Below are 24,933 nucleotides of genomic sequence, written 5' to 3' on the forward strand. Positions count from 1 at the left end.
ACACCCACGGCGGAGCTGTTGACCACGTCGGTGACAGCATCTTCGGTGATGTTGATCGTCATGAGAACCCCCCGTTCTACCTTCCATCATACTCGAACATACTTTCGAGTCAAGGGCGTTTTCGGGAAGGTGAGGTGGGCCCGGCCGTCGTGATTCTGTTGTTCGAGAGCAGATTCCGTCGCTAGAGCATCAGCGCCGGATCTGTAGTCAGTTCGATGTTCAGCCACGGTTCGTAGGGGAGATCGGCGAGGCTGGTGGCGAACGAGCGTCGTACTGCGTCTTCACCGTCGATGTCCCAGCTGTGTGGCGCGACCATGAACGTCGCTTCGACATACAGCTTGCGACCCACCTTGCTCATGGTGAGAGTCGGTTCGTCCAAGCCGAATTCGTCGCGGACGACGGCGATGGCATCGTGCACGCGGGCCTGAACGTTTTCGCCGGGAGCACCTTCGAGGAGTTCGATCAGTGCGGTTCGCAGAAGTGCGTACGGTTGCGGGACCAGCATCGCGCAGCCGAGGAGGACCAAGACGGAGTCGACATATCGGTCGGCGTCGGAGAAATCGGTGCGGCCCAGGATCATTGCGACGACAGCACCGACTGCGACCAGCGCGCTGAAGGCAGTCGACGCTCCCCATTGCCTGGCTTCGGCGACGAGCAGATCAGATGTGCGGTCGACTTGTCGGACGTAGCGCCAGATGATGATCGACACCACCGCGCTGACAGCGCCGTATGCCACCAGAGACCCCGCGGTGACGTCGGCTCCGCCCGCGAGGATGACACGAACTGCCTCGACTGCAGCGTAGGCGAGCGTCGCCAGTAATGCCATGCCCTGGACAGCGATGACGACCGGGATCAATGCCTCCTTACCGAACGGGAAGCGTGCGGTGGGGCCCGAGTCGGCTATCCGCGAGACCCGCAGTGAGAGCGCCGTCAACACCATTCCGATGAGGGCGTACACACCGTCGAGCAGGATCACCTGGGACTGCGAGATCCAGCCCCAGAATGCGGCGAGCACAGCCAACGCCGTTGCGACCACGAGCGAGTACCGCAGGGCCTTGCGTTCGCGGGTAGCGCTGTCTTCCTTGGTGCCCATGAATTCCAAACCGCCTGTCCGTTTCGATATTCCTTCACGTAGGAATACCAGCAACGACGCGCAGGCACGGGATCAGTGGACCAATTGCGCTGCCAGATCGAGAAAGTCCTCGGCGTTGATGTCGAACTCGTCGGAGAAGGACACATCGGGATTGCCCCTGGCTCCGAATTCGAGTGGTCGAGCTATGAAGGCTGTGCGGAATCCGAGAGCTTTGGCCGCCCGGATGTCATATTTGTGACTGGCAACCATCATGATCTCGGCCGGGTCGTACCCGAGATATCGAGCGGCCAGGTGGTAGATCTTCGGATCTGGTTTGAAGACGCCGGCCATTTCGGCAGTGAAGACGGCATGCCATGGCAGATTTCCGTGCCGGGAGATGCTGACTGCGGCATTCACGTCGGCGTTGGACAAGGCAGCGATTGTGTACTGCTGGCGCAGGGTTGTCAGGCCGGCGACAGTGTCGGGCCACGGGTCCAGGAATTTCCAGGCGGTGGTGAGTTCTTCCTGTTCGGCATCGGAAAGTTCGATGCTCTCGCGGGCCAACAGCTTGCGCAGAGCCTCGCGGTACACCGAATGTACTGTCACCCATTCGCCTGTGGAGTCGTCGGCCTCGGAGGTGTTCGCGAAGTACTCAGCGCGCCAGAGATTGACGAATCTTGGCCAGTCCACGTCGGCGTCGGTGATTCGACGGGCCTCTCGGCACAGTGTGCTGTGAAAATCGGTCGCTGTGCCCTGGACGTCGAACAGCAGTGCTTTGATCTTCTCGCGCACTAGGCCTCCTCTCCGAGATCACCTGACGGACTTCCTTCATTATTGCGGCTGCGGCGCCGGATTCGTGCTCGGTGAGCGCAAAGGCTCGACGCGTCGCAAAATAGACATCTATGGCCGACCGCGGATTTACCCCGACTCAGCTCGCCGCCCGAGCTGCCTACTTGCTGCGCGGAAACGACCTGGGCACGATGACCAGCGCTGCCCCGAAGCTGTATCCCCACATGTGGAGCTGGGACGCCGCGTTCGTGGCGGTAGGTCTGGCGCCGCTCAGCGTCGAACGGGCGGTAGTAGAGCTCGATACCTTGCTCTCGGCTCAGTGGAAGAACGGAATGATTCCGCACATCGTGTTCGCGAACGGTGTCGACGGCTACTTCCCCGGCCCGACGCGGTGGGATGTCAATGCGTTGGCAGCGCATGCTCCTTTGGGTACCGCTACATCGGGAATCACCCAACCCCCCGTTCACGCGATCGCGGTGCAGCGGATTCTCGATCATTCGCGTCGGCACGGACGTACGACGCGTGCGGTCGCGGAAGAGTTTCTCGACCGGCGCTGGAGCGATCTGGTTCGGTGGCACCGGTGGTTGGCGGAGGCCCGCGATCTCGACGGCAACGGCCGTATCGCGCTCTATCACGGGTGGGAATCTGGGATGGACAACTCTCCGCGTTGGGATCTGGCGTACGCGAATGTTGTTGCGGGACAAGTGCCTGCGTATCAGCGTGCTGATCTCGCTGTGGTGACGGACCTGTCTCAGCGGCCCACGGATAACGAATACGACCGCTACCTTTGGCTTCTCGAAGAGATGAAGGCCGTGCGGTACGAGGATTCTCAACTCGCCACTGCCATGAGTTTTGCCGTCGAGGACGTGTTTGTCAGTGCGGTTTTCTCGATGGCATGCGACGTCTTGGCAACTATCGGTGAGGAGCATTCGCGGCCGAACTCCGACGTCCGTGATCTGCGCGGTTGGGCAGATCGATTCCGGCAGGGCGTGATTGCCACCACCGATGAACGATCAGGTGCAGCAAAGGATTTCGATCTTCGCACCGGGCGATGGGTTCATACCGAAACCATCGCGATGTTTGCGCCGTTGCTGTGCGGCGGCCTGAGCCGCGATGCCGAGCGCGCTCTGTTGCGCACTTTCGAGGGGCCCAAATTCTGTGGTCACCCGGACATGCGGTTTGCTGTCCCACCGTCGACGTCTCCGGTTTCCGGCGATTTCCGCCCGCGGGAGTATTGGCGTGGCCCGGTGTGGCCGGTGATCACGTGGTTGTTCTCGTGGGCGTTCGCGCGTCGGGGGTGGGCCGAGAGATCGCACGTGTTGCGTTCGGAGGGTTTGCGGCAGGCCAGCGATGGCAGTTTTGCCGAATACTACGAGCCTTTCACCGGTGAGCCGCTGGGCAGTATGCAACAGTCGTGGACCGCTGCGGCTGTTCTCGATTGGCTCGGTTGAGTGAACATTCCTTGAATTAGGGGACAAAACGGACTAGTCGACCTTAGTCTCGGGAAATGGTCGAGCGACGGATCGTCAGGACACTGGGCAAGCTCACCCCGATCGCGATGGCAGCTGCCATCGCGATCACGGCACCTGGCCTCGCCGCTGCCGACGCTCCCCGTGGCCCGGACGTCTCTTCGTGGCAACACGTGGACGGAACCGGAATCGACTGGTTCCGGGTCAAGGCGTCAGGGCACGAGTTCGCGATGGTCAAGGCCACCGAGTCGCTCAACTACGTCAATCCGTACTTCATCCAGGATTGCCTGGTCATGCGTGCTGCCGGCGTCTCGCGCGGGGCCTACCACTACGCAGACGTTCGCCAGTCCCCCGAAGCCCAGGCCGCCTTCTATTCGGCGATCGTCCTGGGTATCAACGGACCTGGTGACCTCCCGCCCGTTCTGGATCTCGAGGACGCGAAGGGACTGCCCGCCGGGCAGGTCATCGACTGGACTCATCGCTACTTGAATACAGTCCAGACACTCACCGGGCGGCAGCCCATCATTTACACGTATCCCAACTTCTGGCGTACTCAGATGGCCAACACCACCGAGTTCAACCACTACCCGCTGTGGATCGCCGATTACAACGGGCAGAACGCACCGGGGCCGCTACCCGGCGGTTGGTCCAACTGGACTTTCTGGCAGTACACCAGCACCGGACGCATCCCCGGAATCACCGGAAACACAGATATCAACGTCTACAGCGGAGCCCAGGGCGATTTCGATCGCTACGCCAACAGTGTGGGGTTCGGCAGCAGCTAGGTTGCGGCGGGGCCTTTGGCTCCGTGGCGCCCGTTTCCCGTTTCGGGCCCTTTCCCCCTCGAGGCATTTGTCGCGAGGCATGTGGAAGGGCCCTTTTCGACGCCTTTGCCTCGCTTGGCTGGTTAGTCCGGTTGTTGCTCGACAGTTACGAGAATTCTGCCGGGCGGTAGCCACGGTCGCTGAACTTTCGACTAGCTGAGCAGGATCGGAAAATAGCTACGGCAGAAAATGAGCAGAACTGCTCTGCCTGAAAAGCTACAAAACGGACTTGAAGTTGGGTTTGAATCGAAGGCGGCCGCCCGGTTTCAGGCGAAGTTGGTGCCTCGCAATCCAATTATCGGAGCCTCGGGATGCTTCGTTACCGGCAGCCGTCGCTGAGTGTGGTCTGGATCAATTCGATCAATTTCGACGGGCTCGCACGCGTGATCGGACTCCATGCAGGACGGGGTTTCCGAACGTCGTTCGAGGGTCTGTGGCGCATCCAACAGGCCTTATCCATATTGGGCATTTGTCCAGATTCCATATCTTCCTCGAGGTTGGTCGTCACCCGATCTGGTCAGCGGAAACGTTGAATGTCATCGCGTTCGCCGCGGTGCCGCACTCCGAGGGCTGAATTGTCCGCTCGGACAACACTGCTCCTCGAAGCTTGTCCGATCTACGAACAAAAACGTCGATCGGTCTGCTTTGTCCGACTTTCGATGGGCAAGCTCCCGGTTATCTGTTATCTTGTTCCTGATAACTGGAAGGTTGCTCTCGATTTGCGCGGATTTCGAGGGCCAAGGTCCTGTTCAGGGCGGCTCTTCCAACACGCAGGTGTTTCCGAAGAGGAGCTCGAATGACAGGACCGGCAACAGCGTCCGGTGTGAGGTCGATCAGCCGAAAACAGGCGCATCGACCCGAACCAACCGATCAACCGGGAGTTCGCGCCAGCGCTCTCGCATCTCCGTCCATCGAACATCGATCAGGCACATCCTGGGGAGTAAGAAATGCCTAACGACATACCGCCGACAAGGTCGGCCATATTCACCGCAGGGCTCCCGCCCTGGGTGCGAGCGTGGACGGTGGTGTGGACCGCCATCGCGATGATTCTCGGTATCTCCGGCGCGACGGCAGTGGTTGCGTCAGCGCAGCCGGCCGCGACGCTCGGCGGCCCCGTTCAGGCTCAGGCGCCGGCTCGCGCCGCTGTTCTTCCGGATGAACAGCCTGCAAAAGGCTGCGCATTCAGCGCCCCCGGCACCGGTCCGTTCTCGCAGAACATCTGCTGGATCGATATGTCGACGCTCGATGCGGCAACGGCTGCTTCTGCGGCAGGGCAGTCGATGGAAATCCAGCTCACCGACGGTTACAAGATCAACTTCAAGGCTTTCCTCACCGACTCGGTAGCGGGAAAGACACACCAGGGGATCGAAACCAGGGAACTTCCCACCCTGCACTACGCAGCTCTTGGCTCGTCTGCGTACACGGGTGTGCCGTCGACGATCAAGCCTGCGATCTATCAGAAGTCCGCTGACAATGGTCAATCCGGCGGAACGGTGTCGCTGAAGAACATCGTGATGACCGGGCCGAACGGCCCGATTTACAACTACGGCCTCGTCGCTGCTGACGCCGAGTCGACTGACGCCAACACGTCGACCGACAAAGAGTTCCTGACCTTCAATTCTGACAAGCCTCTCCGCCAGATCGCACGCACGGTTGGTGCGGATGCGCCCGGCTACCCCGGAATTCGGGCTTGTGACGGTGGGCTGACGGCTATGCCCGCCACCACCGTCCGATGCGATTCGTGGAACCTGGTCAACAACAAGGAGTATTCGCCAGGCACTTTGGTTGTGGCATCGACCGCTCCGACCAACTTCGCGGCGACGTTCGGAAATACTGTTCTGGACACCTCTCGTCAGGGTCTGGCGTTCGGTGTTTTGCTGTCGAAGGTCAAGATCGACAAGGACCTCACGCGCGTCACCCCCGGTGACGATTTCACTATCGGCATGAGCACCGGACACCACGCTGATGCAGGCGCCGCTGCAGCAACCGAGATCAAGAGCACCACGACCGGTGCGACTGATACGACGGCATCGACTGGCTGGCGGACGCTCCTCGCAGATACCACGCCCACCCCTGTCACGTTCTGGGAGAAGCCAACTACCTCGGCGACCAAGACCGCGAACTATGCGACATCGTGGGATTGCCAGGTAAACGGCGTGACCCAGGCCCTCAGGGTCGGTGACGTTGCGCAGGCAGCACTTACACCGGGTGACAACGTGTATTGCAAGGTCAAGAACACCCCGGTTCTCGTGAAGAAGTCGTCGTCACCACCTACCGGTGAGACGGTCAATATCGGCCAATCAATCACCTACACTCTGAATTTCGAGAATCCGGGCACTGCGCCGGCAACGATCGACTACACGGACTACCTCGCCGACGTCATTGATGACGGAACGGTTGCGGTCGGTGCTGCAACCGGCGGACTCACCGCCGCATTGAACGGCGCCGACAAGATCAAGGTCGGCGGCACGTTGCCGGCCGGCGGCAAGGGGACAGTCACATACACCGTCACTGTCAAAGACGGCGGCAACAAAGTTCTGAACAACTATCTGGTTCCGGGGACTACAACTCCCCCCACAACATGTGATCCTGCAACCAATCTCTGCACGACGCATCCCATGCCTGGTTTCACGCTGACCAAGACGGCTGATCCGGTTTCCGGTTCGACGGTTCAGGCCGGCGAGTCGATCAAGTACACCGTCACCGGTGCCAACACCGGCAGGACGGCCCTGACTCCCGCGACGATCACCGATGATCTGAGTGCGGTTCTCAACAATGCTGCTGTCGTTCCGGGCTCGCTGAAGGCGACCATCGACGGTGCTCCTGTTGCTGCTCCGACTCTTTCGGGCAGCACTTTGTCGTGGTCCGCGAATCTCCCGGCCGGTAAGTCTGTTGTTCTGACATACCAGGTGAAGGTCAATGCCGGCGTTGCCGCGGGAACGGTTCTGAACAACAAAGTCACCGGTACTGCGAAGCCGCCGACCGGTCCGGACATCACTCCTCCTCCGGTGGAAACGAATCACTCGGTTCCAGGTTTTACGCTGGCGAAGACTGCCGATCCGATCTCCGGTTCGACGGTTCAGGCCGGCGAGTCGATCAAGTACACCGTCACCGGCACCAACACCGGCAAGACGAAGCTTGATCCGGTACAGATCAATGACGATCTGGGTGCGGTCCTCAATAATGCTGCTGTCGTTCCTGGTTCGCTGAAGGCGACCATTGACGGAGCTTCCGTGGCTGTTCCGACTTTGTCGGGTACGACGCTCTCGTGGACTGGCGTTCTCGAAGCCGGCAAGTCGGTTGTCCTGACCTACGAGGTGAAGGTCAACGACGGTGTCGCTGCGGGTACGGTCCTGAACAACAAGGTCACGGGTACTGCGAAGCCGCCGACCGGTCCGGACATCACTCCGCCGCCGGTTGAGACGAATCACTCGGTTCCCGGTTTCACTGTCGCGAAGACTGCGGATCCGGCATCGGGTACCGGCGTCAATGCTGGTCAGACGATCACGTATACGGTGACCGGTACGAACACCGGTAAGACGACGCTCAATCCTGTTGTGTTGACTGATGATTTATCGAAGGTTCTCGACAACGCGACGTTGGTGGACGGTTCGCTGAAGGCGACTGTCGACGGTGTCGACGGTGCTGCTCCGACCCTGTCGGGCACCACGCTCACCTGGACCGGTGGATTGGAAGCTGGTAAGTCGGTTGTTCTGACCTATCAGGTGAAGATCAATGCCGGTGTTGCCGGTGGCACGTTGATCAACAACAAGGTCACCGGTACTGCGAAGCCGCCGACCGGTCCGGAGATCACTCCTCCGCCGGTGACGACCGAGCATCCGGTGGATGGCACACCCGCGATCGAGGTACTGAAGTCCTCTGTTCCGTCCACCACGAACCGTGTGGTTGGCGGCCAGGAGATCACGTACACGCTCACGTTCAAGAATGTGGGCACCGCGGATGGTGAGATCAGTTTCTACGACGATCTGACCGATGTTCTCGACGATGCAGTAATGACGAAGGATCCGGCTACCACTTCCACGCTGGTTGTTTCGGGTGTCGTCGACAACGTCTTCACGGTCACCGGCAAGCTGGCCAAGGGTGAGAGCGCGACCGTGACGTACACCGTCAAGGTCAATCCTGAGATCGGAACGTTGTCAGGTCCCGGATTCACTCCGGGTGTCCTGAACAACTACCTGGTGGTTGGTGGCGAGAACCCGCCAGTGGACTGTGTCCCGGGCGACGCTCTCTGCACCGAACACCCGATAGACCCGCCGGAGACCACCACTACGGTGCCGCCGACGACCACCACGACGCCGCCGGTCACGACGGAGCCCTGTGTTCCTCCGACGACGACCACGCGGATGGTTCCGACGACAACGGTTGCGACGACGACGGCTAGCGCGATCACTGCCGGTGACGCTGATGTGACCGGTACGGAGGAATCCACCACCGCGGAGGAGACCACCACAGAGGAGACCACGACAGAAGAAGTTGTCGCGGAGGAGATTGTGGATCCGTGTGGCGTGACGACAACGACGCCGCCGACGACAACGCCGCCGGTCACGACAGTTCCGCCGACCACGACGGTTCCGAACACGACGGTGCCGGTTACACCGACGATCATCATTCCCCCGATCGTCGTTGTGCCTCCGATCGTCGTACCGCCGACGGTTCCGGGTCAGCCGGTTCCGAGCACGGTTCCGGGACAGCCGAAGCCGCCGACAGCAAACCCGGGTCAGCCGGGTCAGCCGAAGCCGTCTGCTCCTCAGGGCGGGACGATCAACTCGGGTGGTGGCGCTGGTGAGAGTGGCGTGAACACCGGGTTGCTCGCAGCAGGTGGATTGGTTCTGCTGCTGGCGCTGGGAACGGGTGTTGTTCTCCTGACGCGTAAGCGTCGCGAGGACGGTGACAACTGATTCTCTTGAGAATCTGAGGCAAACGACGTGGGGCAGATCGCAGAGTATGCGATCTGCCCCACAGTCGTTTTCGTGTGTGTTACGAGCCGAGCCGAGATCCGTCCTTCTTCCAGGCTGCAACTACCGACGGGCGAGGCTGGGCGGAACCACCGTCGGGCCAATGGGATGCGGGGCTTTCTATGCTGGCGTCGTCGGTCTCGCCGGGGTGCTGGACGCAGACGATGACGCGCTTCTCGTCCACGATGGGGCCGCAGGTTTCGGCGCCGACGGGAACGGTGAGGAACTGCTTTGTCTCACCGCGGTTTTCGCCTTCGAGGACAACGCTGAACAGCCCGTCGTTGGACTTGAGTGCGTTGCCGTCGGTGGAGATCCACAGATTGCCGTGCGGGTCGAAGGCAAGGTTGTCCGGGCATGAGATGGGGCTGACCTTGCTCTTGTCGAACCCGCCGAAGTAAGTATCGGCTGTGGCCGGATCTCCGCAGACGAGAAGAAGATTCCAGCCGAAGGTGGTGCCGGCGTGGTCGTCGGTGATTTCGAGGACCTGGCCGTTCTTGTTGTTGTTCCTCGGGTTCGCCTCGTCGGCCGCGGCGCCACCGTCGACTCCGCGCTTGGTGTTGTTGGTCAGTGCGACGTAAACCTTGCCGCTCTTCGGGTTTGCCTCGAAGTCCTCGGGGCGGTCCATCTTCGTTGCCCCGACCTTGTCACCGGCCTGGCGGGTGAAGACGGCGACCTCTTCGGCGCTCATACCGTCTACCAGCGATTCGCCCTTGCCGTCTTCGCCGGTGCGCAGGATGGCTACCCACTCGCCGGTTCCGTCGAACTTGCCGTCCGACGGAAGTTTGCCGCTGCCGTCGATCTCGCCGGCGGAGTTTCCGCTGAGCTTTGCGACGTACAGTGTTCCGGCGTCGAGCAGAGTCATGTTGTGGCGCATGGCTGCTTGACTCTTGCCGTCCTGCATCTTTCGGCTGGAGACGAACTTGTACATGTAGTCGAAGCGCTCGTCGTCGCCGCTGTAGGCGACGACGGTGCCGTCCGCCGTGATGTAAATGGTGGCGGCTTCGTGCTTGAAACGTCCGAGCGCTGTGTGCTTGATCGGAGTCGACGACGGATCCCAGGGATCGATCTCGACGACGTATCCGAATCGGTTGACCTCGTTGGGTTCTGCGACCAGATCGAACCGCTTGTCGAAGCGTTCCCACTTGCGCTCGGAAGCGGCGCCGGCAAGACCGTAGCGCTTCAGTCGCGCTGCGACCGTGGGATCGGTGACACCCTCGGCGTTCGCGAAGTACTGGTTGAAGTTCTCTTCGCCGGAAAGCACTGTGCCCCAGGGGGTGACGCCGCCGGCGCAATTGTTGAGGGTGCCGAGCACTTTGGTTCCCGTGGGATCGGCACTCGTCTTGAGGAAGTCGCTACCTGCAGCGGGGCCGGTCACGACAAATTCCGTGGTTCCGGTGATGCGGCGGTTGTTCGATCCGATCTCCGGTACGAGCTTGCCGTTGTCGGATTCGCCCTTGACCTGGACGACCGACAGTCCGTGGCTGGCGAGGCCGATCTTGAACTGCTCCTCGGTCGGGTTCTCCGCATCGTAGCCGCGGAACATCGCCGGCTCGGTGGAGTATTCGTGATTGACCACGAGTAGGTAGGTGTTGGGCTGCCCGTCGACCGGGAGCAATCCGGCGAAGTCGTTGTTGAATCCGAACTGCAGTTCCTGCGCTGCAGCAGTCTGCTTGTCGAAGTCGAAAGCCGGGGCGCCGGCGAGAACGGCGTCACCCCAGCGAATCACGACGGCTTGATCGTATCCGTCAGGGACGGTGACCTTGTCTTCCTTGTTGGGCGCGACGGCGCCGAAGTTCGTCCCCGCTGGTGTTGATCCGCTGCTGCTGCCGCTCGTCGATCCGGTTCCCGGTTCGGCACTTGCGGATTCGTCCGAACAGGCAACGAGGGCGCTGCCCGCTCCCACCGCGAGCACTGCCATGCCGCTGCCCCGGAGCAAGCCGCGACGACTCAGCGCTGTGCGTGCGATGTCGCGGAAGTACTCGCCGCCCGAGGTGTTGGGGACCTCGTGAGAGCACGCGTTTCCGCACTTGTACTGGCAGGTGATCGACGCGCGTGCAGACACGCCGTCGTGTTTGACGAACAAGGCCAAAGGCTTGATAGCCACCGTGAACTCCCGAGATTCGATGTACGGACTTCGGGAACCGTAGAAGCTCGAAGCAAGGGTAAAGGAACGTAAAAATGAACGGCAAAACAACGAGGTGACCCTTACCCGCGGTTTACGACGCGTCCCCGCGGGGACGTCGCATGACATTTGTCATCGCTGATCCGTGACGGTGTCACCGCAGGTGATGACGCTGTGCACTGTTTTCGGCTCTGACTTCCCGCGAAGCTTGGATGCATGAGAGAACCACATGAGGGAAGCCTCCTGACGGACCTGATGGACATCGGACCCGCACCCACGATGGGCCGCGAACTTGTAGTGATCGTGGTGAACATCGCGATCGTCGGAGTGGTGTTCGCGATCATCGGCTCCAATCCGGTGTTCTGGATCCTTGTTGCCGCTCTCGCTGTCTATGCGGGTATTCGATTCGCGATCGGACTGCGCGGCTGGAACCGAGCGGAGGCGCAGCGATGAAGGGCGATCCCGTGATCGACGTAGTCGGAATGTCGCGGCGTTACGGCTCCGGTAAGGAGGCGTTCGATGCTGTTCGCAATCTGGATCTGAGTGTTCAGGAAGGCGAGCTGTTCGGCCTCCTCGGAACCAATGGTGCCGGCAAGACATCCACCCTCGAAGTGATTCAGGGTCTTTCACGAGCCAGTGCCGGAACGGTGCGCGTTCTGGGCATGGATCCGGTGCGCAACCGCAAGCAGATTCGCCCGTCGCTTGGCATCATGCTCCAGAAGGGTGGCTTGCCCCAAGACCTGACTGCTCGTGAGAGTTTGGCGATGTGGGCCGGAACCTGCTCGAATCCGCTGCCCGTGGACGAGGTGCTCGAGCGCGTGGACATGCGTGACCGTCGTGATACCCGCGTGAAGTTCCTCTCGGGAGGTGAGGCGCGGCGACTGGATCTGGCGTGCGCGATCATCGGCCGGCCACTCGTCCTGTTTCTCGACGAGCCGACTACTGGTTTGGATCCCGAAAGTCGACGTAACACTTGGCAATTGATCGCTGACTTGAAAGCGTCGGGCGTCACCATCATGTTGACGACGCATTACCTGGACGAAGCCGAGTCCCTGTGCGACCAGTTGGCGATCATGCACCGAGGATCGGTGGTGCGCAGCGGAACCGTGGCGGACGTCGTCGCGGATCATCCTGCCCAGATCAAACTGCACCGTCCCGGTCTTCCGCTCCCGGCCCTGGCCGGCGCCGAGGTACGCGTCGAAAACGATCTGGTGGTGATCACCACTCGCACAGTGCAGGAGACGCTGACGGAACTGCTGCTGTGGGCACAGCACAACAACATCCTGCTGACCGGCCTGGATGCCCGCGCGGCATCCCTGGAGACCGTATTCCTCTCCATTGCAGACCAATTCGATCATCACGCAGCTCTCGAAGGAGCGTCGGCATGAACCGCATAGCAACCCTGTCTCGTTCGGAGTTCACGCTCCTGGGACGAAATCGACTGTTGCTCTTCAACGCAATCGTCCTCCCGTTGATCTTTCCCGTGGGAATGCTGTACCTGTCGCGCGATGGCGGGTTGTCCGACAAGTCGGTGTCGGCAGGCCTCGAGGTGTTTGCACTCTTCCTGCTCGTGTTCGTGGTCTTCTACAACCTCCTGTCGGTGTACGCGACGCGTCGTGACGAGTTGGTTCTCAAGCGACTACGGACAGGGGAATGCAGCGACGCCGAGATCCTCGCGGGCCCGGCAGTGCCGTCGTGGGTTCTCACCGGCCTGTTGACGGTGGTGATCGGAATCGCCGTGATGGTTCTGGGCGGTAGTGCTCCGGTCAATCCGGTCCTGGTGCTGGTCGCGGTGATCGGCGGCGCCGCGCTCTTCACGGCGCTGGCGTTGATCACTTCGGCTGTCACGCGAAATGCAGAGGCGGCGCAGATCACCTGCATGCCGATTCTGATTCTGGCGACGGCAGGTATGTCCTCGATCAGGAATGTCCTGCCGGACAACGTTGCTCGCATTCTCGATTTCACCCCGCTGGCCGCAGTAGTGGACCTTCTCAATCTCGGATGGCTGGGGCGGACCACTGGCGAACTGGCTGATCTGGGCGATGCGCCCGGTGCGGCAGCGGGATTTGTCGACACCTTCGGTTCGGCTGCGCAACCGCTGTTGGTCATGCTGGCGTGGATCGTCGGTTCGGTTCTGATCGCGAACGTCCACTTCCGCTGGGAACCGCGTTCGTAGAACTCTGAGAAGGTAGTGGGCATGATCGCGCAGAACTTCGGACGCTGGAATCCGAGACGGACGTGGCGAACCGCGTCGAACGTCGACAAGGTTCGCCTCTACACGCGGCAATCGTTCATCATGGTCGCAGTGGTTTTCGGTGGCTTCGGTGCGGTCACCGAGATAGTTGCGGATCGGTACCTGTCGGGTGTCTTCCTCGGAATCAGTGCCGTTGCGTGCGTCATCGCCGTGTCTCGGATGCCTGATCTGGGCGGAGTCGTGGCCAAGCCCGTCCAGATTCCTCTTGCCGTGATGACGTTGTCGGCGTTCTGCTCGGCGGGAATTGCCTTGGGAAGCAATGGCGAGAACGGCCCGTACTTCTGGCTGGCGGCAATCCTTGTCGTGCCCCTTGCGGGGTTGACGTCGTTGCGCTGGCTGATCGTGGGCTCGGTGGCCGCCGGGGTTGTACTGGGACTGCTTGCGGGTCCGGAAAGCGGCGTGTCCGTCGGAATCGTCGCCGCCTTCATGGGGCTGACCGTCTACATGTCGGTGTGGCTGCTGCGGATGGTCACCGAATTGGACGAGGCACGCGGAGCCGCTGCCGCTCTGTCCGTCGCCGAGGAACGGTTGCGATTTTCACGCGATCTCCATGACGTCGTCGGGCGGGCACTGTCTGCAATTGCGGTGAAAAGTGAACTTGCAGCTACTCTTTCACGACGCGGCGACGATCGTGCCGCCGCGCAGATGGACGAAGTACGCGAACTTGCGCAAGATTCACTCGACGAAGCGCGCGAGTTGGTTCGGGGATACCGGTCCATCGCCTTGGCGTCCGAGCTGGCCGGTGCGCAGTCTCTGCTCGAGGCCGCCGGAATCTCCACTGCGATACGTGGATCGGCAGATCAGCTGCCGGTGGAACTGGCCGAAGCTGCCGCCTGGGTCGTCCGTGAAGGCGTCACCAACATTCTCCGGCACTCCAGTGCCGAGAATTGCAGCATCGAAGTGTTCGCGGACGGCGTCGTGATCGCCAACGACGGCGCACGGATCGCAGAGCCGAACAACGGAACCGGCCTGAACGGATTGCGCGAGCGCGTCGGCGCCGTCGGAGGAATTGTCGAAACCGTGCAGGATGAAGATCGCTTCACCCTCACCGCCCACTTTCCGTCCCGAACGAAGGAGTCTCGGTGACCGAGCCGATCAAGGTACTGCTGGCCGACGACGAGAACCTGATCCGCTCGGCTCTGGCCATGATGTTGTCGCTCGAGGACGACATAGTTGTCGTCGCGGAAGCCGAATCGGGCGAGGATGCCGTGGTCGCTGCTGCAAAACATCAACCTGACGTAGCCGTGCTCGACCTTCAAATGGCAGGTATCGACGGCATCGAGACGGCGCAACAGATTGCGCAGACGGTCTCGGGGTGCGTCTCGATCATCGTGACGAGCCACGGGCGTCCCGGGTATCTGAAGAAGGCACTGTCAGCAGGCGTCCGAGGATTTCTGCCGAAGACGACGCCTGCGGCGACGCTCGCCGAGGTGGTCCGCAGCGTCCACGCGGGCGGGAGGTACGTCGATCCGTCGTTGGCTGCCGAGGCAATCGGCGCCGGCGACTCACCGCTTACTCCGCGCGAAGCGGACGTACTCGAGTACGCGGCCGACGGAGCATCCATCGAGCAGATCGCTTCCCGGGCACACCTCTCGGCAGGAACCACCCGGAACTATTTGTCGTCAGCTGTCACCAAACTCGGTGCAGCCAATCGGCACGAAGCTGCAGTGATCGCCCGCCGGCAGGGGTGGATTTAGGGCCTTCGGCCCCGTGCGCCTTTCTGGTTGCGGGCACTACCAAAAAGGCGCACAGGGCCGAAGGCCCCGCAATGTCGAGAATCCCCGACTTGCTTCGTCCCTGTAGTGAAGTGCGACCAGAATGGGTGGCACCGACACAGAGGAGATTCACGATGGCCAAGTACTTGCTGCTCAAGCACTACCGCGGCGCTCCGGCGGCAGTCAACGACGTGCCGATGGACCAGTGGACGCCGGACGAGATCACGGCCCACGTGAAGTACATGCAGGACTTCGCGGATCGGCTCGAGAAGGCGGGCGAGTTCGTCGACGGTCAGGCTCTCGCTCCTGAGGGCACTTTTGTCCGGTACGACGGTGAGGGTCGCCCGCCGGTCACCGACGGTCCGTTCGCGGAAACCAAGGACCTCATTGCCGGCTGGATGGTGATCGACGTCGACAACTACGACCGTGCCGTCCAATTGGCCGGCGAGCTCTCGGCCGCGCCCGGCGCAGGCGGGAAGCCGATTCACGAATGGCTCGAACTGCGCCCGTTCCTCACCGAGCCGCCGACCATCACGGACTGAAACCTGTCATGGACGACGCCCTGCTTCGGAGTCTGACTCCGAGTGTGCTCGGCATCCTCGTCCGCCGCGGAGCAGATTTCGCGTCGGCCGAGGACGCCGTGCAGGACGCTCTGCTCGAGGCGGTCAGGGTCTGGCCGGACAACCCGCCGCGGGACCCGAAGGGCTGGCTGGTCACGGTGGCCTGGCGGCGGTTCCTCGACGGGATCCGGTCGGATGCGGCTCGCCGTAAGCGGGAGTTTCTGGCTGACGAGCAGCCAGGCGAGCGGCCGGTCAGCGGGTCGGTGCCGGGCGTGGACGACACACTCCAGCTCTACTTTTTGTGCGCGCACCCGTCGTTGACGCCGTCGTCCGCCGTCGCACTCACGCTGCGCGCTGTCGGCGGGCTGACCACCCGCCAGATTGCGCAGGCCTACCTGGTGCCCGAGGCGACTATGGCTCAGCGCGTCAGCCGAGCCAAGCGCACGGTCTCCGGCGTCCGGTTCGAGCAACCCGGCGATGTCGCCACCGTCCTGCGTGTCCTTTATCTGGTCTTCAACGAGGGGTACTCCGGCGACGTCGACCTGGCTGCCGAGGCCATCCGGCTCACCCGGCAGTTGGCGGCCGCGATCGATCACCCCGAAGTCGCAGGGTTGCTCGCACTGATGCTGCTCCATCACGCTCGTCGAGCCGCGCGAACTGCCGCGGGCGGCAGTCTGGTTCCGCTAGCCGAGCAGGATCGCAGCCGGTGGGACACCGATTCGATTGCCGAAGGAGTCGCAATCCTCCAGTCAGCTCTCGCCCGCGACCGGCTCGGTGAGTTCCAGGCCCAGGCCGCCATTGCCGCACTCCATGCCGACGCTTTCACAGCAGACGAGACCGACTGGGTGCAGATCGTGGAGTGGTACGACGAACTCGCAGCCTTGACCGACAGCCCGATCGTCCGGCTCAACCGAGCGGTGGCCGTCGGCGAGGCAGACGGACCACGCGCCGGATTGGCAGCTCTTGCAGCGCTGGACGATTCACTTCCACGCCATGCCGCAGTCGAGGCCTATCTGCGTGAACGCGACGGAGACCTCGAGTCGGCGGCGAGGTTGTATGCCGATGCAGCGCACAAGGCATCCAACCTCGCCGAACGCGACCATCTGATGCTTCAGGCGTCCAGGATCAACGCCCGTCGATCTCCTGCAAGCGCCCCTGAGTCAGAGAACCTGTGAGAGGAACGCTTGCAGTCGATCTGTTTCGGGATCGTCGAAAAGCTGTTCCGGAGTACCGGTTTCGACAACGGCACCGCGATCCATGAACAGCACCTTGTCGGAAACGGAACGCGCGAAACCCATTTCGTGCGTCACGACGACCATAGTCATGCCGGACTTCGCGAGATCGGCCATCAATGCCAGAACACCCTTGACCAGTTCGGGGTCGAGAGCTGACGTCGCCTCGTCGAAGAACATGACCTCGGGCTTCATCGCCAGGGCGCGGGCAATGGCGACGCGCTGCTGCTGACCACCCGAAAGGTTGCCGGGCCGCGAGTCGGCCTTCTCCCTGAGCCCCACCAGATCCAGCTGCTCGAGCGCGAGCGCCCGAGCTTGCTCCTTCGACAAACCCTTGAGCTTGTTCGGCCCGAGTGCGATGTTCTCGGCGACGGTCTTGTGTGGGAACAGGTTGAAGTGCTGGAACACCATGCCGATCCGCTGGCGTAGCTCGTCGGGGTTGTCCTTCAGGACGGACTTCCCGTCGAGCAGCACGTCACCCTGCTCGGGCTCGTGCAGACGGTTCAGCACGCGCAGGAGCGTCGACTTGCCCGAACCGGAGGGCCCGATGACGGTGACGGTGTTTCCGGCGTCGACGTGCAGGTTGACGCCGCGAAGCACCTTGTTGGTGCCGAAGGACAGATGCAGGTCCTTGCCGGTGAGCGATACGGACTTCAGTTCAGAGCTGGTAGTCATGTCCTCAGCCCCTTTCCACGACGATGGCCTGCTCGAGCGGATCCAACGTGCCTGAAGTGTCGGCGCGTCCGGTCCGGAGTCGGTTGTCGATGTAGTTGACGAGGTGCGTCAGCGGGATGGTCAGAGCAAGGTAGAACAAGCCTGCCGCAACGAGCGGGGACAGGCTGCCGGTCTGGGCGTTGAGATCACGTCCGACGGCAAAGAGTTCCCGCTGGGTGACGAGCAGACCGAGGAAGTAGATCAGCGACGAGTCCTTGATCAGCGAGATGAACTGGTTCATCAACGCCGGCAGAACGCGTCGTACACCCTGCGGGATGACGACCAGCGACATGGACTTTCGGTAGCTGAAACCGAGGGCACGTGAAGCCTCGAGCTGCCCGGACTCGACGCTCTGGATTCCGGATCTGAAGATCTCACCGATGTATGCCGACGCGAGCAGTGACAGCGCCGCGACACCGAGCCAGTACGGATTGCTACCGGTGATTCCCTTGACGATCGGTCCGACGCCGAGCCCGATGATCAAGATGATGACGACTGCGGGCAGGCCACGGAAGATATCGGTGTAGACGCGGGCCGGCCAGCGCAGCCAACGGGTGCGCGAGATACCGGCGACAGCGAGCAGCATGCCGAGGATCGTGCCGATGATGCCGGACGCGAGCGCAAGGATCAGGGTGTTGGGAAGACCGGTCTTGAGGAGATCGGGGAATGCCTTCTTGTACAGATCCCAGTCGAAGAACGTGTCCTTGAGCTGTTCGAGCGTCGACTTCGGTTGGTACGACGCGGTATCGCCACCGTCGCCGTTTGCTGCGTTTTCCGCGGCAATGGCTGCGAAGTCGGGCAGTTCCGGAGTGGCCGCGGCCTTGGATCCGGGCTTCCAGCCTTCAGGGAGTTGGCGCGGTACCCAGTCGGCGTACAGCTGAGACCAGGTTCCGTCGTCGATGACTGCGTCGAGGCCGGAGTTGAGGGCGTCGATCAGCGGCTGGTTTTCCTTGTTCACCGCCCAGCCGACGAAGTTGTTGACCGAGAAGGTGTTCTGGATGATCGAGGTCGGGTCACCGGGAGCGATTGCACCTTCGGCCTGCTGAGACGGAGCTACCCAGGCGTCGATCTGTCCGGACTTGAGGTTCGCGTACGCCGTGGCGTAGTCGGGAAACTTCACGGGATCGAGCTTGAGCGTGTTCACGACGTAGTCGTCCTGCACGGTTCCCTGCACGACGCCGATGCGCTTGGAGGCATCCAGGTCTCCGAAGCCGGTGATCGGGCTGCCGTTAGGCACGACGAGGGAGAAGTATCCGAAGTCGTAACCGTTGGTGAAGCCGACGGTGTTGCGACGGTCGTCCGTGGTGGTGATGGACGACGAGCCGACGTCGAAGCGTCGACCGGCAACCTGGGCGAGAAGCCCGGCGAACTCGGTGCCGACGAACTCGACCTTCAGGCCCAGCTTGTCCGCGACGGCCTTCAGCAGCTCGTTGTCGTATCCGGTGTACTGATTCTCGGAGTTGACGCAGATGCTCGGGGGCGCGTCACCGAGCGTGCCGACCGTGATGACCCCGGGTTTGATCAGATTCAGCTTCGAGGTGTCGATCTGATCGACCGGGGTGACGGTGGCCGTGGTGTAGCGGTCTTCGGCGCCCGCACCCGCTGCCGCGTCCAGATTGGTGGGCGCCGCGGTTGCAGCTCCCACTCCTGGAGGTGCACACAGGTCTGTGGGGGCTGCCGACGAATCCGAGCCACTCGAGCACGATGACAGAGTCAGCGCCAGGAGGGCAGTGAGGAGCAGTGCCACCACCAGGCGGATCTTCGCTGCGACGGAAGAAAACATGCGTGCAGCGTAATCCTAAGGGTAGCCATTTCTCCGTGTAGAACTGTTGACAGTTTTCGGACAAGGGGCCGTTGCGCTGCGGGCATGCCTTCAAATCAGCGTGATTTTAAGTATCGCCAGGTCGGGGAATCTCGTGCCGTAGAGATCGGCGTCAGCGGACGGGTGCGAGTTCGACGCCCGACGGAGGTACCAGGCGGCGCAGCGTTCCGTCGAAGCCGGTGACGTAGAGCGCCCAGCCGTCGCCGTCCTGTCCTATACGCACTGAACTCGGCCCGTTCCACCCACTCGACAGACCCGAAGCGACGACGCAGGAAGTGCCGGTTTCAGGGTGTACGCGATAGATCGAGCCTTCGACGTGAGCAGCGGCGTAGAGCATTCCATCCTGCGACATGGTCAGATCGTCGAGGCCGGGTATCAGGCTCGGGACCGTCGCTACAACTGTCCACGCGTCAGGGGTATCCAAGGGCACTCGAATGATCTGACCGGTGAACAGGTCATCGGTGTACACGGCTCGATGATCCGGACTGAGCGCGAGTCCCTCCGAACGCGGCACTGTCGACCAATTGGGAACGACGGCTCCGGAGTCGTGCAGATAGCGCGAGACGCCCTTTGGCGGACCTCCTTCTGTTCCGACCCACGTGGTCAGCAGATCGCCGTCGGGAAGCCGGAGCAGGCCGTTGCCCGCGAAGTCGACGGGTGCGGACAGCTGATCCGTCGAGGTGTCCAGGTGCCACAGCTTGCCGTCCTGTCTGGTGAGGAAGGACAGCCTCGAACCGTCGAGTTGCAAACCGCCAGGGGCAGCCATGTCGTCGAGGACAGTTCGTACCTGTCCTGCGGCGTCGACGTGATAGATCTTCGACTCGCCGGAGAGGTAGAACCCGCCGTCGTCATCGGGCTCGAGGTTTTCGAGCTGTTCCAACCCTTGGGCTACGGTCTCGACCTGCCAATCGCCGCAGATCGGCGCGGTTGTCCAGGTGGCCTTCGCCGGCGTCGCCGCGGCAGCGGTCCCGGCTGCGATTGCCGCGACGATCAACAACGCCCGAGTTCGGTTGCGTGATAACCCCATTGCGCACAACTTACGGCAAACCGGACCAATATCAAACGGTCTGGTCGGTATAGCCGACGCCCAGGGGGTCGCTCCAGGTGGTCCACACGTCTGGCCCGAGTTCGATCTCGGCTGTGGTGAGTAGACACGCGTCGAGTTCTCGGTGCAGTCGAGACGGGTCGATGGATTGGCCGATGAAGACGAGTTCTTGTCGGCAGTCTCCGACGGGTTCTTCCCACTTGTCGAGGATTCCGTCACGACGGTAATCGTCGGCCGGCCACTCGTCACGGGGTAGAAACTTCCACCAACGGCCGACGTATCCGTGGCGAATGAGATGACCGGCCTGAGAAATACTCCCGATCTCGGTGAACCGGCCGGCATTCCAGTAGTAGCCCTTGGCCCGAAGTAACTTTCCGTTGGTCCACTCGCTGCTGAGGAAATCATGCAGCCGTTGGGGGTGGAAGGGTGCGCGCTCGCGGTACACCACCGAACTGATTCCGTACTCTTCGGTTTCGGGGATGTGTTCACCTTGGAGTTCTTGTAACCATCCGGGGGCCTGTGCAGCCTTTTCGAGTGAGAACAAACCGGTGTCGAGAATCGTGTCGAGTGGGATGCGACCGAGCGTCATCGGAACTATCGCAGCGGATGCGTTCAAAGAGCGCAGGACTGCGGTCAATTCGACCAGGTGCTGGTGCGAGACGAGATCTGCCTTGCTCACCAGGATGACGTCGGCAAATTCGATCTGATCGACAAGCAGATCCGCGATGTCTCGTTCGTCTTCCGGGGCATCGGCTTCGACGCGGCCCCCAGCCGTGTAGTCGCGCAGAAAACTGTGGCCGTCGACGACGGTGACCATGGTGTCGAGTCGGGCGACGTCGGCGAGGGCGTGGCCGTCGGTATCGATGAATGTGAACGTCTCTGCGACGGGAAGCGGTTCGGAGATGCCGGAAGATTCGATGAGTAGGTAGTCGAATCGGCCATCGGCGGCCAAGGCACTGATCTCGGAGAGAAGATCCTCTCGCAGAGTGCAGCAGATGCAGCCGTTCGTCATCTCGACCAGTTTCTCCTCGGAGCGACTGAGCGAGATCTCACGCTCGACTTCTGCACTGTCGATGTTGATTTCGCTCATGTCGTTGACGATCACCGCGACCCGCCGACCCTCTCGATTTCGCAGGATCTCGTTGAGTAGTGTCGTCTTCCCGGCGCCCAGGAAACCTGACAGCACCGTGACCGGAAGTCGTGTGTCGACCATGATTTCCAGTGTCCTTCCGAATGAGAGAATTGCTGTGATCAGGCGGCGGTCACGCGAAACGCTGTGATCGCGTGACCGCCGCCCGGAATGTTGGACGATCAGGCCGCAGGCTCGAGGTAACCCTCGAAAAGGTCGACTACGACGCTGCCGCCGTCGGTGTCGCTACCGAACAATTCCTCGGCGGCGAACTTCACGTGGTACGTCGGTTCTTCGCCGGCGTCGTTGCGCCCGTGGCCGATTGCGTCGGGAAATGGCCACTTCTCGGTAGTCCGATGAGAGATGGTTCCCACTCGTCCGCGGCAGTACGCAGGCATTCGAATATGCCCCGGAACGTACTCGTCGCGCACGCGTACTCGCTGACCGATTTCGAAGGTGGTCGTCTCGACGGGTGCCGGACGCCCTTCGGATTCGCTGGGCCGCGACAGTGGGAACGGTCCCCCTGCAAGGCTTTCGAGTTCATCCTGCGTCAGGATTCCCTTTTCGACCATCAGTGTCGCGACGCCGATGACGTACCTCTCGTAGTACGGGGTCATCATGTAGTGGCGTGGTTCCATCCGCTCGACGACGTATCGAACTTCGTCGACGCTGAATGCCCCGAGTTCGGCGACACCGGCGAACATCAGGCTGTACGGCAGGTGTTCCCACTCGGCGTGGAAGGTGGGGCCGATGTCGGCGTTGACGGTATGCGGGACTTTGCCGAAGCCTTGAACTCCGGCAAGATCGTGTACTCCATCCATGGTGTGCTTCTTTCTTGTCGGGGTGATCAGACGGTGGGGACCTGCGGGACTGCGACGCCGATCAGGCAGTCCTTGGTGACGATTTCCTGCAGTTGTTCCTGGCTCCAGCCTTCGGTGCCTGCGGGACGTTGCGGGAGAACCATGTAGCGAGTTTCGGCGGTGGTGTCGTAGACGCGGATCTCGACGTCCGACGCGATCTCGGTTCCCATCTCGGAGAGAACCTTCCGTGGCTCACGCACCACTCGCGCACGGTATTCGAAACTCTTGTACCAGGTAGGGGGCAGGCCGAGAATGGGCCACGCGGTGCATGAACACAGCGAGCACACGATCACGTTCTTGAGGGTCGGGGTGTCTTCGACTGCCACGATGTACTCGCCCTGGGGGCCCAGGTATCCGTACTGGGCAACCGCGGCGGTACCGTCGGTGAGAAGCAGTTGCCGGAAATCGGGGTCGGTCCAAGCCCGCGCGACCAATTCCGCTCCGCGCCTTGGACTGAAGTCCTCCTCGAAGGTTTTCTTCCATCCTTCGACGTAACCGTCGGGTACCAATCCCTTACCGTCGAGTGCGCGGAACAGGGCCCACGCGCGATCGGAGACCGGCGCCTGGGCCGGTGCGGCGTTCTCCGTTGTGTGGTCGATCGTTACTGACATCTGGTTCACCTTTTCTGTGCGGGCTGATCATGTGTGAATCGGTGGAATTTGTTGTGCAAGTGCGGATACAGAACTAGGTGAGGCTGAGTTGTGGTGCAGAGTCGGAGATGTGGTCGGCAGGCGTCGGAAACGCGCCGCGAAGCTTTTCGAATGCGCGCCCGACCCGGAGGACCGTCGCATCGTCGAAGGTCTTGCCGGTGATCATCATTCCGACCGGAAGCCCGTTCACCAGGCCGGCGGGAACGGACAGGGACGGATGTCCGGTCACGTCGAACGGTGCTGTGTTGGCGATCATCCCGAGAGCCTTCGTGATGAAGGTTGCACGATCCACGTCCTTCGCCGGTAGTTCGGATGCGACGTAGGGCAGTGTGGGCATCACCAGGACGTCGAATTGTCTCAAGGCAGTGTCGTAGGCGGCGCGGGCGAGCGGTACGAGGTTCCGGGCTTTGCCGTAGCTCGCGCCGCCGAGGGTGGTGATGCCGTGGTGGCCGGTCAGAGCCACCAGTTTGACGGTTTCGGACAGAGCGTCGGCGTGCTGAAGGCGTCGAGAAGCAAAGTGTGCCATCAGTTCCGGATCGTACAAACCTTCGGCGTTCATGCCGTATCCGTTGCCGTCCAACATCTGGTAGGCACCACCGTCCGTGGCGATCACGTTCCAGATGTGGAAAGCATGTAGGTGCCACGGGATGTTTACTTCCTCTACCGTGCAACCGATTTCGGCCAGACTGTGTGCCGCTGCGCGGACTGCGTCGTCGACCTCGGGCTGTGAGACCGCGTGCCCGAAACCTTCTCGAACGATCCCGATTCGCAGACCATCCACATCGGAGTCGAGGGTGGACAGATAGTCACCTGCTTCGACGCTGTCGGCTTGGCGTGGGTCGTTACCGTCGCGACCGGCGATGACCGAGAGCATCAGTGCGGCATCGTGGACCGTGCGTGTGATCGGGCCGAGATGGTCGATTGTTCGCTCGATGGGAAATGCCCCGGTATACGGGACGAGCCCGAACGTCGGCTTGTGTCCGACGACGCCGCAGAATGCCGCCGGGATCCGGATCGACCCGCCCTGATCCCCGCCGATGGCAAAATCGACGTCACCGTTTGCGACGAGAGCCGCACTGCCACCGGATGATCCACCTGCTTCACGCTGTGGGTCCCACGGATTACGGACCGGTCCGCTTGCCGGTGTGAAGCTCGAACCGGAGAAACACAGGTCCTCACACACAGCTTTGCCCGCGACGGTTGCACCGGCCGCCAGTAGTCGAGTGACCACAGTCGCGTCGCGAGACGGAGTGAACCCCTCTACTGTCCGAGACCCGTTCATCATCGGAACTCCGGCCACGGTCACGTTGTCCTTGATCGCCACGCGTCGGCCGGTCAGGACGCCGTCCGACGTCGGCGGGATGCTTGTGGTCACATACCAAGCGCTCAAAGGATTTTCGCTCGCTGTTGGCACCGTGTGCTCACGTGACGTGGTCGGCGGGGTTGCCTCGTCGGCGTACAACTGGTCGACGACGTCGTAGGAGCCCAGTGCTCCGTCGATCAGTGCCGGCCACTCGAGCCGGGCTGATTGGTCGAGAGTGATGCCGTAATGCCTTGCGGCGGTGTCTATTGCATTGTCGTCAGGTCGGATTGTCGCCATGAGAAGTGTGCTCCTGATGTGATCGGCTTCACTTGTCTTTCAGCCTAGGGCCGGATCCATAATTGCGTCAATAGGTATCGACATATTGACTCGTTAAGTT

The 24,933-nt window shown here is 61.8% G+C and carries 20 protein-coding genes; 10 read left to right on the forward strand and 10 right to left on the reverse strand.

Features of this window, described 5'->3' with window-relative positions:
* Positions 1-181: 181 nt before the first annotated feature.
* Entirely contained in the window at positions 182-1,093 is a 912-nt protein-coding gene (locus PCS43_RS06580) for a cation transporter (RefSeq protein WP_058228554.1), read from the reverse strand.
* Between the two features lie 72 nt (positions 1,094-1,165).
* Positions 1,166-1,864 (reverse strand): haloacid dehalogenase type II, encoded by a 699-nt coding sequence (locus tag PCS43_RS06585; RefSeq protein ID WP_007735269.1) that lies wholly within the window; start codon positions 1,862-1,864, stop codon positions 1,166-1,168.
* A 110-nt stretch (positions 1,865-1,974) separates the two neighbouring features.
* On the opposite strand from PCS43_RS06585, the gene ggh reads away from it, so the two are divergent.
* From ggh to PCS43_RS06600, 3 genes are all read left to right on the forward strand, one after another.
* The gene (gene ggh / locus PCS43_RS06590; RefSeq protein WP_042449890.1) at positions 1,975-3,312 is read left to right on the forward strand and encodes a glucosylglycerate hydrolase; all 1,338 of its coding nucleotides are present in this window, start codon (positions 1,975-1,977) and stop codon (positions 3,310-3,312) included.
* 107 nt (positions 3,313-3,419) lie between these two features.
* Complete coding sequence (locus PCS43_RS06595; RefSeq protein WP_374192586.1) at positions 3,420-4,115, forward strand: glycoside hydrolase family 25 protein; 696 nt, start codon at positions 3,420-3,422, stop codon at positions 4,113-4,115.
* A 986-nt stretch (positions 4,116-5,101) separates the two neighbouring features.
* The gene (locus PCS43_RS06600; RefSeq protein ID WP_245361515.1) at positions 5,102-9,073 is read left to right on the forward strand and encodes a DUF7927 domain-containing protein; all 3,972 of its coding nucleotides are present in this window, start codon (positions 5,102-5,104) and stop codon (positions 9,071-9,073) included.
* Between the two features lie 79 nt (positions 9,074-9,152).
* Here the strand turns inward: PCS43_RS06600 and PCS43_RS06605 are convergent, their stop codons facing one another.
* Positions 9,153-11,234 carry a PhoX family protein gene (locus tag PCS43_RS06605; protein ID WP_058039323.1) on the reverse strand — a complete coding sequence of 694 codons (2,082 nt, stop codon included), beginning with the start codon at positions 11,232-11,234 and terminating at the stop codon, positions 9,153-9,155.
* Between the two features lie 234 nt (positions 11,235-11,468).
* Between PCS43_RS06605 and PCS43_RS06610 the strand changes: the two genes are divergently transcribed.
* The 7 genes from PCS43_RS06610 (at position 11,469) to PCS43_RS06640 (ending at position 16,956) form a co-directional block, all read left to right on the forward strand.
* The gene (locus PCS43_RS06610) at positions 11,469-11,705 is read left to right on the forward strand and encodes a hypothetical protein (protein ID WP_223304396.1); all 237 of its coding nucleotides are present in this window, start codon (positions 11,469-11,471) and stop codon (positions 11,703-11,705) included.
* The gene (locus PCS43_RS06615; RefSeq protein ID WP_064442868.1) at positions 11,702-12,640 is read left to right on the forward strand and encodes an ABC transporter ATP-binding protein; all 939 of its coding nucleotides are present in this window, start codon (positions 11,702-11,704) and stop codon (positions 12,638-12,640) included. Before PCS43_RS06610 ends, PCS43_RS06615 begins: the two co-directional genes overlap by 4 nt.
* Positions 12,637-13,428 carry an ABC transporter permease gene (locus PCS43_RS06620; RefSeq protein WP_209910614.1) on the forward strand — a complete coding sequence of 264 codons (792 nt, stop codon included), beginning with the start codon at positions 12,637-12,639 and terminating at the stop codon, positions 13,426-13,428. Before PCS43_RS06615 ends, PCS43_RS06620 begins: the two co-directional genes overlap by 4 nt.
* 21 nt (positions 13,429-13,449) lie before the next feature.
* Complete coding sequence (locus PCS43_RS06625; RefSeq protein ID WP_007735262.1) at positions 13,450-14,592, forward strand: sensor histidine kinase; 1,143 nt, start codon at positions 13,450-13,452, stop codon at positions 14,590-14,592.
* Positions 14,589-15,203 (forward strand): response regulator transcription factor, encoded by a 615-nt coding sequence (locus tag PCS43_RS06630; protein ID WP_003946002.1) that lies wholly within the window; start codon positions 14,589-14,591, stop codon positions 15,201-15,203. The genes PCS43_RS06625 and PCS43_RS06630 overlap by 4 nt, the downstream gene beginning before the upstream one ends.
* A 152-nt stretch (positions 15,204-15,355) precedes the next feature.
* A complete protein-coding gene (locus PCS43_RS06635) occupies positions 15,356-15,763 on the forward strand; it encodes a YciI family protein (RefSeq protein ID WP_003945999.1) in 408 nt (135 codons plus the stop codon).
* A gap of 8 nt (positions 15,764-15,771) precedes the next feature.
* Positions 15,772-16,956 (forward strand): RNA polymerase sigma factor, encoded by a 1,185-nt coding sequence (locus tag PCS43_RS06640; protein ID WP_209911745.1) that lies wholly within the window; start codon positions 15,772-15,774, stop codon positions 16,954-16,956.
* Here PCS43_RS06640 and PCS43_RS06645 read toward each other — a convergent pair.
* The 7 genes from PCS43_RS06645 to PCS43_RS06675 all read right to left on the reverse strand — a co-directional run bounded on the left by PCS43_RS06645 (position 16,942) and on the right by PCS43_RS06675 (position 24,833).
* Complete coding sequence (locus PCS43_RS06645; protein ID WP_003946070.1) at positions 16,942-17,688, reverse strand: amino acid ABC transporter ATP-binding protein; 747 nt, start codon at positions 17,686-17,688, stop codon at positions 16,942-16,944. The genes PCS43_RS06640 and PCS43_RS06645 overlap by 15 nt on opposite strands.
* A 4-nt stretch (positions 17,689-17,692) precedes the next feature.
* A complete protein-coding gene (locus tag PCS43_RS06650; protein ID WP_003946057.1) occupies positions 17,693-19,510 on the reverse strand; it encodes an ABC transporter substrate-binding protein/permease in 1,818 nt (605 codons plus the stop codon).
* A 151-nt stretch (positions 19,511-19,661) separates the two neighbouring features.
* The gene (locus PCS43_RS06655; RefSeq protein WP_209910610.1) at positions 19,662-20,576 is read right to left on the reverse strand and encodes an SMP-30/gluconolactonase/LRE family protein; all 915 of its coding nucleotides are present in this window, start codon (positions 20,574-20,576) and stop codon (positions 19,662-19,664) included.
* A 31-nt stretch (positions 20,577-20,607) separates the two neighbouring features.
* Positions 20,608-21,807 carry a zinc metallochaperone GTPase ZigA gene (gene zigA / locus PCS43_RS06660; protein WP_042450649.1) on the reverse strand — a complete coding sequence of 400 codons (1,200 nt, stop codon included), beginning with the start codon at positions 21,805-21,807 and terminating at the stop codon, positions 20,608-20,610.
* Between the two features lie 98 nt (positions 21,808-21,905).
* Entirely contained in the window at positions 21,906-22,544 is a 639-nt protein-coding gene (gene nthB / locus PCS43_RS06665) for a nitrile hydratase subunit beta (protein ID WP_209910606.1), read from the reverse strand.
* A 26-nt stretch (positions 22,545-22,570) separates the two neighbouring features.
* On the reverse strand, positions 22,571-23,194 hold the full coding sequence (nthA, locus tag PCS43_RS06670; RefSeq protein ID WP_003946052.1) for a nitrile hydratase subunit alpha: 624 nt from the start codon (positions 23,192-23,194) through the stop codon (positions 22,571-22,573).
* Between the two features lie 73 nt (positions 23,195-23,267).
* Complete coding sequence (locus PCS43_RS06675) at positions 23,268-24,833, reverse strand: amidase (protein WP_064075483.1); 1,566 nt, start codon at positions 24,831-24,833, stop codon at positions 23,268-23,270.
* Positions 24,834-24,933: the final 100 nt, after the last annotated feature.

It is taken from the genome of Rhodococcus sp. C-2, from assembly GCF_027854095.1.
Lineage (GTDB): Bacteria > Actinomycetota > Actinomycetes > Mycobacteriales > Mycobacteriaceae > Rhodococcus_F > Rhodococcus_F qingshengii.